The sequence below is a fragment of the Sphingomonas sanguinis genome, from assembly GCF_001476905.1.
Lineage (GTDB): Bacteria > Pseudomonadota > Alphaproteobacteria > Sphingomonadales > Sphingomonadaceae > Sphingomonas > Sphingomonas sanguinis_B.
The window spans coordinates 1-13,577 of the sequence record NZ_LDTE01000009.1; the positions used below are offsets into that span (position 1 = coordinate 1).

Below are 13,577 nucleotides of genomic sequence, written 5' to 3' on the forward strand. Positions count from 1 at the left end.
CATGCGCGCATGCGCGCATGAGGCAGGACCAAGCAGAGCCCTTCCACCCCTTCCAATGCCGCAGAAAACCGCCATTTTCGTCCTTCCAATCGTGCTTCCATGTGGAAGGAGCCATCCTTCCAACATCAGCCTACAGCGGGACATCGTCACCATAGGGTCCGGGATATCCGGCATATCCGCCGTCACCCTCGTCCCCGGATGCGTCAGCGAAATCGCCCACATCCTTGATCATCTCGATGTCGAGCCACTGGACGCCGTTCGAGGTCTTCTTCTCGAAACCGCGATCTTCCATGGCCTTGGAAAAGCCTTGAGGCTGCCACTCCCCGGCGCCCGTCGCCTTGGCCCAGGCGGTGAAGAGCGCGAAGAGCACCGACGATTTGGAGCGCGCACCCTCTACAGGCTTTGTGCATTCGTCAAGGAAGCGACCGAGCTGATCGCTCTGCTCTCGATACTTCGCGGTTGCCGCCAGCACGCTCTCCGGCTCGACCAGCCCGTTCATGCGCCAGTCGATCAGCCCCTTCAGCATCCAATTGAGGATGCCGGACTTTTCCTTGCGCAGTTTTTCGGGCAGCTGGCGATCGATATCCTCTTTCGCGATCTGGACGTCCCAGGGCACCAGCATCACGCGCCGCCATATGCCATCGTCATGGCCCGTGATCTTGGGCTTGTGGTTGCCCGAAATCGTCACCTTGAAGCTGGGCAGGAAGGAGAAGAACCCTTTGTTCAGATGGCGCGCGTCGATCAGCTCGCCACCGGTGATCAGCTTGATCAGGGCCTCCGCCAGTTTCGCACCCTTCTCAGGCTCGGAGGTCCGGAGGAAGCGGATGCCCGGCAACCGCGCGAGGTCCGGAGTGGCCTCGCCACCCTTGCGCCCGCGCCCCTGATCGAGGAACGTCTCGATCGCGACGGAACCGCCATAATCGCCCGCAACCTCGCTGCAAGCATCGACCATCGTCGATTTACCGTTACGGCCTTTGCCATGGTAGAAGGCCAGTTTCTGCTCGCTGATATCGCCCGTCAGCGACAGGCCGTGCCACTGACCGAGAAACCGCCGCGTCGCCTCATCCGGTTGCACGGTCAACAGGAAGCCATCGAATGCCTCGCACGGGGCGGCCGGATCATAGACGACGTTCGCGATCTTGCTGATCAGATCGGCCGGATTATGATCGAAGCGCTGAATCACCGGCTCGTTGCCGCCGGGCTTGGCGACGATCCGCAGGGTTCCGTTCAACACGTTGATGGCCATGCGATCGGCGTCCATCGCATCGGCGCGGATCGCGACGTCATCGAACGACTTCACCAGCCCGGCGATGCAGCCCAGGCGACTGGCTCCCTCGGACGATTTGGCATGCGCCCGCAGCGTCTCCGAATAGAAGACCGGCACCTTGTTATCGCCCGATCCCCGCCACCCGACGATGTGATCCAGCGCGGCCGCCTTCTCATCATCCGACGCATCGGCCGGAACGTCCTCGCGCAACCCGCTGGCCTCGACCAGGTCCGCCTCGTTGCGGATCGCGCGCACCGTATCGAACACCGCCAAGCTGACCTTACCGGGCACCTTGTCCTTTTCCTCGGACAGCAGTTCCCATCGCCGCCCGTCCCAAACGAACCAACCAAGTTCGTTGCAGAAACGAAAACGCCATCCATGCCGCGCCCGAAACCGCTCGGCATTGCCCAAATCGGTCAGCGAGAAGAATGCGCACCGCCGGTCGACCTCCGGGTTTGCCTCCGGCGCGATCCTGTCCCCCACGCCCCCCGGAAGGGCTGGAATAGCGACGGTTCCAATATGGAAGGAGGCTTCGCTGTCCTCCTCCTCGCGGGGTCCGGGGCGGTCGAAATCATCGGCGTAAGCCTCTGGAGGGGCGGCCGGGGGATAGACCGAAGAGGATGATGACCGGCCGCTATCGCGGCCGCGCGTCTTTTGAGCGCCTACGGCGCTGAGGTCGCGAGGCTTTGCGATCCCGTTGGCGAGGCCGTTCTCCACCGCATCCTTATGCTTTTCATAGGCGGTCGGATCGAAGGTCCGGATGACATCGAGCAGGGATTGCTTGACCAGCGTCTCGGATAGCGCGCCGGCACCCACGAACTGGCCCAGGTTGTAGGCGGCCCAATAGGCGCCCATGTTCCGGCCGCCATGTCGGCCGCCGGACCTCGGTGTGGATGCCAGCTCCTGCAGCTCGGCATCCAGCGCATGCATCGCGTAGCGGCGTGTGGACGCGTCGAGGTCGACCGCGAACCGTGTGGCGACCGCCGCAGGTTCGGCATCGTCGACCGTATTGCGGGGTGGCGGCGCCCGCATGATCGCGACCAGCGCATCGGGACACTCCGCGATCCGGCCGGCATCACCATCGATCAACCACCGATAGTCGCCAGGCGCATCATCGTCATTGCCCTCGAAATGGCTCGGGGGCGCGATCACGTAACCGCCTAGCCCACGCACGTCGATATGGTTGGGCAGGCTGCCGGTATTGCCGATCGGCTCCCCGGCCGGCATCTTGAACCACTGATGTTCACCTCCCGACCGCGTCACCGAGGTCAGCGTGGCGGGCAGCATCTCGCCTTCCATGCGCTCGGCAAGCGCATCCTTCAGCTGCTCGAGCGTCCACTCCTCCTGACCGGTGATCTCCTTGGTCCTGCGATCGATGACGTCATAGACGCCAGGATCGAAATCGATGACGATCAGGCCTGCCCGGCCGACCGCCACGCCGATCATCGCGCGCGGCCATTTGCGCCACCATGCGCGAATCTGATCTTCGTCGGTCGTCGCCTTGGTGACGCCGCCCGTGCCCTTGATCGGCTTACCCTCATCGTCGCGGTCCATCGCAAGATAGGGCCGCTTCGTGCGCGGATCGCAGGGGAAGACCGGCCACCCCCGACGCGCGTAATCAAGCGCCGCCTCCAGCAGAGACGACGTGGAAATATTCGATGCCATCGGAAACAAGCCCCCGGAGCGTATCTATGATTGGGCAGGCATGACCCGGCCTGCCATCGGGGGCGCGTCAGCGCGCGAACGTCAGAAGGGAACGTCGTCGTCCAGATCGTCAGTGAACGCGGAGGCGCGCCGGCTCTGCCCCGAAGGGCCGCCCCCGGAGCCACGTGCCGATCCTTGATCATCGCCATTGGACTGACCAGGGCCGTCCAGCATGGTCAGCACCGAATTGAAGCCTTGGAGCGTAACCTCGGTCGAATAGCGGTCATTGCCCTGCTGATCCTGCCACTTCCGCGTGGTCAGCATGCCTTCCAGGTAGACCTTGGAGCCCTTGCGCAGATAACGCTCCGCGACATTCGCGAGACCCTCGTTGAAGATCTTGACCGTATGCCACTCGGTCTTTTCCTTGCGCTCTCCGCTGTTGCGATCCTTCCAGCTTTCCGACGTGGCGATACGCAATTCGACCACCTTGCCGCCGTTCTGAAAGGAACGGCTCTCCGGATCGCGCCCGAGGTTGCCAACCAGAATGACCTTGTTGACGCTGCCGCTCATGCCATCATCCCCAATTCTCTCATGTACGTGTCGAGGATCGCCTGCTTGGCAACGACATCCTCCTTCTTCTTGCCGCGCATCTTCATGATGTCTTTCAGGGCCGGAGCATCAAATCCACGCGCTTTGGCCTCTTTCCACACATCCTTGATGTCATCGGCGATGCCCTTCTTCTCTTCCTCGAGCCGCTCCGCGCGCTCCAGCAACAGCCGCATTTCGTCGGCTGTGACCGATCCCTCCTCGCAGCCGTTGTGATCGGCGCCGGGCTCGGTGGGCACATCGGACCGGACATAGACGACCGAGCCGCCGCCGGCCTGTTTGCCGACGAACCCCGCATGCACGATCGCTTTCGTGATCGACTTCATGCTCGGGTTCGCGGCCTTCAGGTGCGGCGGTAGCTGCTCGAACACATCGTCCAGCGACATGCGATCGACCGAGCCGAGTATCGCACCCACCGCCGTCAGAACCTGATGCTCCAGCTTAATCTTCATGCCGGCACCGCCTCGTTCAACCCTAGCAGGTCGAACAGCGTGGGCGTCGAGCGCTCGGCTTCCGTCTCCCGGCAATAGCGGACGCCATCGCGCCAATATTGCGGGTTGAGCTCGCATCCCAGGCCGCGCCGCCCGAGCCGCATCGCGCGAACGGGCACCGTCATCAGTCCCCCGAACGGGTCATAGACCAGCTCACCCGGATTGCTGCCCAGGCGGATCGCCCGGTCGACGATGTCGAATTGCAGCGGGCAGATATGATTCTCGAGGCCACGCCGCGTCTGCTCGCCATTCAGCGTCTGCATGCGCGCGATATCGGTCCATACATCGGTCCGCATCGAGGCGGGCTGCATGACCGCGAAGGTGCGGGGCAGCTCGTTACGCGCCGCCAGCGCCTCCGCGATCGCGACATGCTCCTCGTGATCGTACACGTCCTGCACCGACCAGGCGGGAAATGCCTTGGCCAGCGCGCCGGGCGGCATCACGCCCAGCTCGTCCGGGCGCACCGGCCGGTTGCCCGACGACCGCCACAGGCTGTCGGCATCGACCTGCCACCGCGCGAGGCTATACTCTTCCTCGACATGCATGACCGGCACATCGGCATAGCCCTTGGACCGGTCGGTCGGCAGCTTGTAGAAGCACAGCAGGAACTCGGGGCTGCCACAGCCCATCTTGGTGCTGTCGCGCTTCAATTCCTTATAGGTCAGCCGATAGGTCTGGTTGTTCTCCCGCACGACGTCGGTCGAGATGAAGCGCATCCCGCAATAGGCGAAGCCGTGCCGCATGAAATGCGCGATGGTATCGGCATGGAAGGGATCGACCGTGGGCCGCGCCAGGCCGGTGACCGCCGCGAACCGGATACGGTCCTTCACATGGATGAACGCCAGGCGGCCGGGCCGGAGGACGCGCAGCAGTTCGGGCGTCAGATAGTCCATCTGCCCGAAGAAATGCTGGTTGTCGTCGGTATGACCGAAATCCTCATATCGGGCGGAATATTCATAATGGTTACCGAACGGTATCGAGGTGACGATCAAGTCGACCGAATTGTCCGGCATCGCCCGCGTCTCCGCGACGCAGTCGTTATTGACGGCCGTCCACACCGGCTCCCCCGGCTCCTCGCTCTGCGCGACCACCCGCTCGACGCCCATCGTCCGCGTCATCTGGACCGCCGCGTCGTGCCGCAGGCCATAGCGGCGGATGATCTCCGACATCCGCTCGACCATCGCCTTGTGATCGTCCCATTTGCGCATCAGCTCGCGCAGCTGCTCGGCTTGCGTTTCCGCATAGACCAGATCGATCACGACCTCATGGCGCTGCATGAACCGATAGATGCGGTGAAGCGCCTGGAGGAAGTCGTGGAACTTGTACGTCGGAAAGATCGTCGCACGGTGGCAGTGATGCTGGAAATTCCGCCCGGCCCCCAGCATCGACGGCTTGGCGGACAACAGGCGATGCTCGCCCGCCGCGAACCCGTCCGCCAGCGCCTCGTTCCGCTCCAGCTTCTGCGACCCGAACACCTCGACCAGACCGGCCGGATTGCCCAGCGCATCGCGCAGCGCCCGCCGCTCGTCCTCAAGATCATGCCACAGGATGAAGTGATCATCCGGCGCCGCCGTTACGATCTCCGCCACCTTGCCGCACCGCGCCGCGATCGTGTCGCGCGCCTCGCGCGCCGTCTCGACCACGCCCGCCGCTGCGGTCTTCAACAGCCGCTGCTGCCCGTCCCGATCCTCACCGGCCGCCGCAATATCGGCCGCCACCATATGCGTACGGAATACGAGCTCAGGGAGCGCATAGCCCTCATCCGAAAAGCCCAGGTCGCTGGGCTTCTGGAGGAATACCGCCCAGCTGTTCACCCACAACCAGAACTCCTCCTCCTTGTGCGGATAGAGGGTCAGGTCGCCCGCCTTGGTCGAATTGCGCTGGAAGAACCGGGTCAGCGCCTGCCCGCTGTCCATGATCCCCAGGAACGCCGCATAATGGATCAGCTCTTTATACCGGTTGGGGGCGGGCATCGCCGTCGCGACATAGCGATACGGCACCGGCTCGAAGAGCGGGAGAAACGTCTGGAACGTCTCCGACCCGTAATCGCGCAGAGCCGCCGCCTCGTCGATCGATGCGAAGCTGAACACGCTGACGTCCAGCTTGCCCTCCCGCACCGTCTCGAAATTGGTCAGGAACATGCGAACGCCCTCGGCATAGGCCGCCCATAGCTGGTCCATGTCGCGAACGAACCGCAGGTCGACCGCCAGTTGCGCGGCATCGGCGATCATGTCCGACCGGCAACCCAGCGGCCCGACGATCAACCCGATCGGCTCGAAGGGCGCCACGCGCTCCGGATCCTCCGCCAGCTTGGCCAGCACGATCCGGCCAGTTTCGACCTGCACCGTCGACTTGCCCAGACCGAAGGCCAGGAAATAGGCACGCCGCCCGCCCTCGACGCCCCAGCGGACACAGGCCCGCTGATGGTCGCGGATCGGATGGCCGTCGACACGATGCGACCGGATATCCTCCGGCGCGCATGGCAGGCCCATCGGGACGGCCGATGCGACCTTGGCCTTGAGGAAGTCGGAATAGGCGTCCGCACTCATGACAGCGCCCGCTCGACCGCCTGGAGGTTGCCCCCCTCGAACACGCGCGCGAACATGGCCCGCGACATCGCCTTGTCGCCCTTCAGTGCGTAGGCCAGGCCGTCCTCGATATCCCGTGCCGACGTGGCATCGTCCGCCAGGTCACGATAAGCCTCGATGATCGCGTCATCGTGCAAATCGTCGATCATCTCATCTTCACCCAGCGTGAAGGTCAGGTTCACCTCATGATCAACATCCTCGATCGACCCGTTGATGATCGCACTGAGCGTCGCATCGCGCGGGAAGCCTGCGTCGCGCAGCGCTTCCGCCAGTTCGCGTGGGCTGAAATCGTTATCGAAATCATAGGTACGCATATCGACCTCCTTCAAACGCGCATCGGCATGACGATCGCGACCAGGTCGGGATCGTGCTCACCGGTCAGCTTCATCGGGCAGGCCGGATCGCGAATATCGAGCGTCAGCGCCCCGTTCTCCCGGAACAGCGCCACCAGCGACCGCAGATAATCCCGGTTCACCCCGAACTGGATCGGTTCTCCGACGGGCTCGACATCGAAAGCCTCATTCGCGCTGGTGCCGGTCTGATCCTTGGCGCGCGCCTCGCTTTCGTTCGGTGCGTTAGCGATCGCCAGGACGACGGACCGCACTTTCATCTTCTCGCCTTCCGGCGCGGTGACGGCCGTGACGGCGCTGACCGTCTCGGACACCACGGCGGGCCGACAGGTGAAGCCACGGCTCGCATGCTCGGGAATGATCCGGTTATAGTCGGGGAAGGTCCCATCAATCAGCTTAGTCAGGACCCTGACATTGCCGATCTGGAACGCCATCGCCGCCGTTGTCGTCTCGATTCCGACCGGCCCATCATGCTTGGCCAGCAGCTTGCGCAGATGGCCGACGGCCTTGCGGGGCAGGATGACGCCCTCGATCATCTCGGCTCCAGCGGGCAGGGCGACCTCGACCCGCACAAGCCGATGACCATCCGTCGCGGCACCGCGCAGGCGGCCTTCCCACGGATGAATATAAATGCCGTTCAGATAGAACCGCGTCTCGTCGGTCGACATCGCCACCGACGCCGTGTCCAAAATACGCGACAGGTCGGCTGCCGGAATGGAGAAGGTCCGCGCATCGGTGATAGCTGCCCGCTTCGGAAAATCCGCAGCTGATAGCGTCGGCAGGATGCGCTGCCCGCGACCCGCCTTCAGCGTCACCGCCGCCCGGCCGTCGATCGGCGCGATAGACACCTTGCCCTTGAAAAGAGAATCGACTGCCGCCTGCAACTTGCGCGCATCGACCGTCGTCTTCATCTCGCCAGCCGCCGGAACCGTCGCGCTGACCTGCAGATCCAGATCGGTGCCGGTCAGCGTCAGCGAACCGCCTTCGACCTCGACCAGCATGTTCGACAGCACGGGGATCGTCGTCCGCGCCTCAACCACATCGATCACCGCGCGGACCGCGCCCATCAGCGCGTCGCGTTCTACCTCGACCTTCATACAGCTACCCCTGTTCGCTCATTAGTATCCACGATCGTCACGAAGCGGAGCGTCGGGGCCGGGGCCGCATGGACCCGGATCATCGCCGCAGCCGTCATCATCTGCAGAATCTCCGGCACCCGGTCCGCCGCGATCCCCGCCCGCCGCGCGATCTGCGCATCGGTGGGGCAGGGGAGCCGGAACCGCGCCGCGCGGGACAGCTGCGCCATCACCGCGTTGACCGTGTCGACCTCGTCGTCCGCAATGCTCTCGACCACCGCACTCAGACGTGGTCGCACGGGCGCGGGCGGGGTCAACGGCTTGCTCGACCGCTTGATGCAATAATTCCGCTCCGACCGGCCGGGGATGGGTCGCTGATAGGCGAACACCATGCCGTTCCGAACCAGTCCCCGCACGACCTCTGCACCCGGCGATTTCGCGGGCAAACGGATCATCCGGCTGGCATAGACGAACTCGTCCCCCGCCTGCGCAATGGTCAGCCAGGCCGCGATCCGCTCGCGCGGCGCGACGATGCCGGGCACTTCGTCAATCATAAGCGGCGCGGGAGAGGGGAGAGGAACCTCCCCCGCGCCGTCGCACGCGGCGGGAGTCCCGCATGCGATCTCGGACATCAGCATCAGCCCGCCTGCGCGAAAGGCACGCGGTCGAACCAGCCGCCCCGCGCGGGCACGCGGAACATGCGGGCCGTGACGCCGATGAGCTTGTGCAGCCGGAGGCCATCGTCGAGGCCCGGCACCATTTCGTCCGCGACCATGCGCTGGACCCAATCGGCTGGCATATTGAGGGCGTCGGCTGCCTCTTGAACGCCACCGGGCAGCGTCATGACCCACTGCGCGATCCGGCGCGCCGCCTCATGCGGCGGGCGGGTTCCTAGGCTCAGCTTGCTGCGCATCAATTCTCTCCCTCGATCGATTTCAGCGCGACGCGCATCTCCAGCGCGACCGCGACCACCTCATCCAGTTCCTTGATCGCGCGCCCCGCTGCACTCCGGCGTTCGGCCGGATTGTCATCGACGGACGAACAGCAAGCGATGGCAGCCTCGGTCAGCTCACCACTTTCACGCGCCTTCCGCGCCAAGAGCATCAGCAGGTCTTCGCGCGTGACCGGCGCTTCAGGCAAAGGCACGAACATGCCGCCGTTCGCGGCGCACAGCGCCCGCGTGACATGCGGCCATCCGCTGCGCTCACGAGCGAGCGGCTCCAGATCGAACACGACGTCGATCGCGAGAAAGTTGTCGGGCTTGCCGGGGTTCTGCGCATCCGACAGCGTGCTCTTGCCGACACGACAGACGGTTGCCGCATACTCGACGCCACCAACGCCCTTGATCAGGTCGCCAGCCGCAAACTTGAGGTTCAGATGCTCGGGCTTCATGCCAGCACCGGGGCGGAAATTTTGTCGATCTTTCCGGATGACGGCGCCGGCTCCGGCTGGATACACGGGAGCACAACACCGTGCTTTTCCGCCAGCGTGGCGACATCGACCGAAGGGGACAGGCTTTGCGCAATGCGGTGCAGGTGATCGAGCCGAGAAGCGGAGAGACCGTTTCTCCGCCAATTGTGCACGGTCGAAACCCCCGTGTGAGCGAGGTTGGCGGTCGCGGTCGTACCTCCGAGCGCGTCGATCAGATCATTGGCGAAAGCGTCCATGTCGCCAAACATGCCAAAATGGCAGTTTATGCACAAGATGGAAAATGCCAAAACGGCATTTGCCATATCGGCATGTTTTCCGCGACCGGTGTTGGCATGGAAAACGCTGAAATCCGCAAGCTGATGAAGGAACGGGGGTTCACGCAGGCTGACCTCGCGAACCTGATCGGGATCGACCCGACCGCCGTGAATAAGCGACTGACGGGCAAGCGCGCTTTCAAGTTGGACGAAATGCGCAAGATCGAAGCATGGCTAGGTCAGGCCAGGACCGCGCCGTTACAGGGCGGTGAAGTCCGGATGCTCCCGATCATCGGGCAAGTCGCAGCAGGATCATGGCGGGAGGCCGTCGAGCAGCCTTTGGGTCATATGCCTGTGCGGGCCGCAACCGCATCACCCAACGCGATCGTTCTGCAAGTGCAGGGGGATAGCATGGATTTGGAGATAGAGGACGGGGGTTATGTCGTCGTTGATTTGGACGACAAGGCGCTGTTTCCCGGTCGATTGTTCGTCGTCCTCAACGGCGATGGGGAGGCGACGTTCAAGCAATTCGAGGCTGACCCCCTTCGCCTGGTGCCGCGATCGACGAACCCCATCCATTCGACGATCCTCATCGGCGACGGTCAGGCCTTCACCGTGCTAGGCCGCGTTGTGTCACTGATGCGCGAGCGCTGATCGCCTCGTCGAAGTCCATCCAGGCGGACTGGCACTGCAAAGCGCCCGGCACCGTGATGAAGAAACCGTCTGGTTCGTAAGAGCCGAGCTTAGCCGATACGAGATCGGCGCGGGCCGCTGATATCCCCTGCCGCCAAGGCCCGATCGGCCTTCCAAAACACATTGCCCGATACCAATGAACAACGATTCGACCCATCGATCCACTCACCCTGACCCGGCAAAGCTGGAACAAATGTAGAACTGGATCAATACGCTAAATCGCAAAATGCCATAATGGCAACTTTACCGTTGACGAAAGATGCCGAAATGGCATTTTAGGGGGGACGCGGACATTCCGCCCGCCGGAGCACCCCATGCGCATCCAACCGCATCATCACGATGGCGAAGGCACTGACGCCTCGCTCTACGAATTCATGACCGGGCTGGGACACGAGCCGCCAGCGACGATCGGTCAGCCAATCCTGCCACCGGCTTCGCGCGATATCGCTGCCACTGTTCAGCGCTGGCGCGCGTGCGGCATCACGCCGCCCGCGACGTGCGAACGCCGCAGCCGCGATCGAACGCTCACACTCATCCTGCTCGTTGCCAATACGCTCGTCTTTTACGTCCTGTTCGCGGTAGCACGCGCCTATCTGGCGGGACGGATCTGATGGCCGTCATCATCTATGGCCCGCCCGCGACCGGCAAGACCTTCCACGCCGATCGCTTCGCCAAGCATTATGGCTGCACCAATATCGTTGACGGGAGCGAGATAGGCCGCATCCGCAAGGGTTTTATGTTGCCGCGCGGCGCCCTGTTCCTGACGACGGATGGTCTTCCGCAACTGGTCCATCTCTTTGGTGCCGGACACACGTTCATCTCGATTTCGGTGGCCCGTCGCGACTTGGACTTGGAGCCTATCCCCGATGGTGGCTTCACCGGCCATTCCTATTACTACAGCATGGTCCGCGAGTTGCAGGACGCGGAGGCGTGGTTCGGGCCGCATGGCAGTCGTGAAGCCGCCGCAACCGCCGCCCTCGCCAAAACGGACGAAGGCTTCTGGACCGCCACTGGCCGGCCGGTGCAGCACGACCTCGCCATCTTCGACATGGACATGGTGCAGGAGAAAGGCGCGATTGCGGACGCCTTCGACGCCGCCAATGGCCAGAACCTCGGGGACGACGGGGAAAGCGGCCCGCTCTGGTGGGAAGAGGAAGCGGCTCAACAGCTGATCGACCGGCTGAACGCGACCTTCACCGCCTGGGCAAAGGAGCATGGCTACGAACGCGGCTGGGCTCTCGATACGAACGACGAGCAGTGGCACGGCCCGAACGTCCCCGCCCGCGTCGCGCCCGCGCCGCCTGCTCCCGAACCGGCCGGCGATCGCCAGCGGTCGATCCTCTCCCTATTTTCCCCGAGGTCGTGATGCTCCAGAGCTATGCTTCGCTCGACGCGATGGCCGCATGGGCCGCCGCGCAAATGTCCCGCGCGCCCGATTTCGTGATTGGTGAACCAGAAAAGCCCTACCTCCGGCGCTGGTGGATCGTTCCTCGCAACGCGAGCCTCAACCTCTATCTGCACGAGATCCTGCGCAGCGACGACGATCGGGCGCTCCACGATCACCCGTGGCCCAACACGTCGTACCTGCTCGCCGGGCGGTATGTCGAGCACACGCCGGACGGCAGTTTCTTGCGAGAAGCCGGCTGGATCGGTGAACGCGGCGCGGCCGCCGCTCATCGTCTGGAAATCCTCCCAGGTGAGCGCGCGGTCTCATTGTTCATGACCGGGCCCAAGGTCCGAGAGTGGGGTTTCCACTGCCCCAACGGCTGGAAGCATTGGCAGGACTTTACCGGGGGCGCGCAGGGCGAGCTGGTCGGTCGCGGTTGTGGGGAGGATTGACGGATGTCGGCGGTGCCAAACCTCTTCGCCAACGGCGCTGATGGCGATTTCATGGTGCTGGACGAAGCGATTGAGCTAACCGTGCAATCTCTGCTGGCCTATTGGGACCGCCATGGCCACTACGCCATCGCTTGGTCTGGCGGTAAGGACAGCACCGCCACGCTGACGGTCATCATTTGGCTGATCGACACCGGCCGCATTCCCCAACCCGACCGGCTTCATGTCTTCTATGCGGATACGCGGCAGGAGCTGCCGCCGATCCAGCGGGCAGCGGAGTTGGTGATGGAACGCCTTCGTCAGCGCAACTGGATCACCGTGCACGTCGTTCGCGCGCCGCTCGACAAGCGCTTCATGGTCTACATCCTCGGAAGGGGCGTACCACCTCCCAACAACAATACGCTCCGCTGGTGTACGCGACAGATCAAGGTTGAGCCGATGGCGGAAGCCTTGGTTGCCGCTATGTCGAACCTCGACGGCACCGCGCTGATGATCACCGGCGTTCGCCAGGGCGAGAGCGCGATCCGCGACGACCGCATCGTCATGTCGTGCTCAAAAGACGGCGCGGAGTGCGGACAGGGTTGGTATCAGCAGATTCTGCCGGACGCCAAGGGCGTCCGCGGCAAGATCGCGACGTTGGCACCCATCCTCCACTGGCGGGTATGCCATGTGTGGGACTGGATCGGTCGCGCTTCGTTCGCGCCCGGCCACGGCGAGTGGCCCGTCTCGATCATGGCAGATGCCTATGGCGGCGATGACGCGGCGGATATTGCCGCGCGGACCGGCTGCATTGCGTGCCCCCTGACGGACAAGGATACGGCGCTGGAGATCGTGTCCGCCATGCCGCAATGGGCGCATCTCTCCGCGTTGCTCGAGCTCAAGCCGCTTTATCGGTGGATGCGTCTGCCTGCTCAACGCCACCGCAAGAGTGGTGTCGAGCGACTTAAGGATGGCTCGATTGCAAAGAACCCGCAGCGGATGGGCCCGTTGACACTGGAAGCGCGATGCCATGCACTGGACCGAATTCTCGACATCCAGAGCCGCGCCCGCGTCGATCTGATCAACGACGAGGAGGAAGCCCGTATTCGCGAGCTGATCGAGGCCAAGACTTTTCCTGAAAAATGGGACGGAACTGAGCCTCACGCGGATGCTTGGATGGATGCAATCTACCCCAGCGGCGCGGTTCAACCGCTTTTGTTTCGCGATCTGGTGGGTGCATGATGTCGGATGATCCCGCTATGCAGATCATCGGCTGGCTCACGAACCGAGCGGTCGAGGCGATTGTGGCTCGGACCATTCAGCCCGCCGCCGCTCGCGCGGGGAAAGCTGCTTTGCGTCATG

The 13,577-nt window shown here is 63.7% G+C and carries 14 protein-coding genes; 5 read left to right on the forward strand and 9 right to left on the reverse strand.

All coding sequences use genetic code 11. From position 1 onward, the window contains the following. Nucleotides 1–130: 130 nt before the first annotated feature. From SB4_RS02035 to SB4_RS02075, 9 genes are all read right to left on the reverse strand, one after another. On the reverse strand, nt 131–2,932 hold the full coding sequence (locus SB4_RS02035; RefSeq protein ID WP_082669900.1) for a phage/plasmid primase, P4 family: 2,802 nt from the start codon (nt 2,930–2,932) through the stop codon (nt 131–133). A gap of 81 nt (nt 2,933–3,013) precedes the next feature. Next, a complete protein-coding gene (gene ssb / locus SB4_RS02040) occupies nt 3,014–3,481 on the reverse strand; it encodes a single-stranded DNA-binding protein (protein WP_058751213.1) in 468 nt (155 codons plus the stop codon). Continuing rightward, nucleotides 3,478–3,693, reverse strand: coding sequence for a DUF2312 domain-containing protein (locus tag SB4_RS20175; protein WP_058751258.1), 216 nt, complete (start codon nt 3,691–3,693; stop codon nt 3,478–3,480). The genes ssb and SB4_RS20175 overlap by 4 nt, the downstream gene beginning before the upstream one ends. A gap of 272 nt (nt 3,694–3,965) precedes the next feature. Beyond that, complete coding sequence (locus tag SB4_RS02050) at nt 3,966–6,557, reverse strand: DNA methyltransferase (protein WP_058751214.1); 2,592 nt, start codon at nt 6,555–6,557, stop codon at nt 3,966–3,968. Next, nucleotides 6,554–6,910, reverse strand: coding sequence for a hypothetical protein (locus SB4_RS02055; protein WP_153006017.1), 357 nt, complete (start codon nt 6,908–6,910; stop codon nt 6,554–6,556). The genes SB4_RS02050 and SB4_RS02055 overlap by 4 nt, the downstream gene beginning before the upstream one ends. 11 nt (nt 6,911–6,921) lie before the next feature. Further along, nucleotides 6,922–8,043: a DNA polymerase III subunit beta gene (gene dnaN / locus SB4_RS02060; RefSeq protein ID WP_058751216.1), complete on the reverse strand. Its 1,122-nt coding sequence runs from the start codon at nt 8,041–8,043 to the stop codon at nt 6,922–6,924. Continuing rightward, on the reverse strand, nt 8,040–8,576 hold the full coding sequence (locus tag SB4_RS02065) for a hypothetical protein (RefSeq protein WP_058751217.1): 537 nt from the start codon (nt 8,574–8,576) through the stop codon (nt 8,040–8,042). The genes dnaN and SB4_RS02065 overlap by 4 nt, the downstream gene beginning before the upstream one ends. A gap of 83 nt (nt 8,577–8,659) precedes the next feature. Then, nucleotides 8,660–8,935 (reverse strand): hypothetical protein, encoded by a 276-nt coding sequence (locus tag SB4_RS02070; RefSeq protein ID WP_058751218.1) that lies wholly within the window; start codon nt 8,933–8,935, stop codon nt 8,660–8,662. Continuing rightward, nucleotides 8,935–9,414, reverse strand: a complete 480-nt coding sequence (locus tag SB4_RS02075; protein ID WP_058751219.1) for a phage regulatory CII family protein — start codon at nt 9,412–9,414, stop codon at nt 8,935–8,937. Before SB4_RS02075 ends, SB4_RS02070 begins: the two co-directional genes overlap by 1 nt. Nucleotides 9,415–9,539: 125 nt before the next feature. Between SB4_RS02075 and SB4_RS02085 the strand changes: the two genes are divergently transcribed. The 5 genes from SB4_RS02085 (at nt 9,540) to SB4_RS20640 (ending at nt 13,457) form a co-directional block, all read left to right on the forward strand. Beyond that, complete coding sequence (locus tag SB4_RS02085; protein ID WP_193753715.1) at nt 9,540–10,361, forward strand: LexA family protein; 822 nt, start codon at nt 9,540–9,542, stop codon at nt 10,359–10,361. Nucleotides 10,362–10,714: 353 nt separating this feature from the next. Beyond that, complete coding sequence (locus tag SB4_RS02090) at nt 10,715–11,011, forward strand: hypothetical protein (protein ID WP_058751222.1); 297 nt, start codon at nt 10,715–10,717, stop codon at nt 11,009–11,011. Further along, on the forward strand, nt 11,011–11,766 hold the full coding sequence (locus SB4_RS02095; protein ID WP_058751223.1) for a nucleoside/nucleotide kinase family protein: 756 nt from the start codon (nt 11,011–11,013) through the stop codon (nt 11,764–11,766). The genes SB4_RS02090 and SB4_RS02095 overlap by 1 nt, the downstream gene beginning before the upstream one ends. Then, the gene (locus SB4_RS02100) at nt 11,766–12,239 is read left to right on the forward strand and encodes a hypothetical protein (RefSeq protein WP_058751259.1); all 474 of its coding nucleotides are present in this window, start codon (nt 11,766–11,768) and stop codon (nt 12,237–12,239) included. The genes SB4_RS02095 and SB4_RS02100 overlap by 1 nt, the downstream gene beginning before the upstream one ends. Before the next feature lie 3 nt (nt 12,240–12,242). Then, the gene (locus SB4_RS20640; RefSeq protein WP_058751224.1) at nt 12,243–13,457 is read left to right on the forward strand and encodes a phosphoadenosine phosphosulfate reductase domain-containing protein; all 1,215 of its coding nucleotides are present in this window, start codon (nt 12,243–12,245) and stop codon (nt 13,455–13,457) included. The last annotated feature ends 120 nt before the right edge of the window (nt 13,458–13,577 follow it).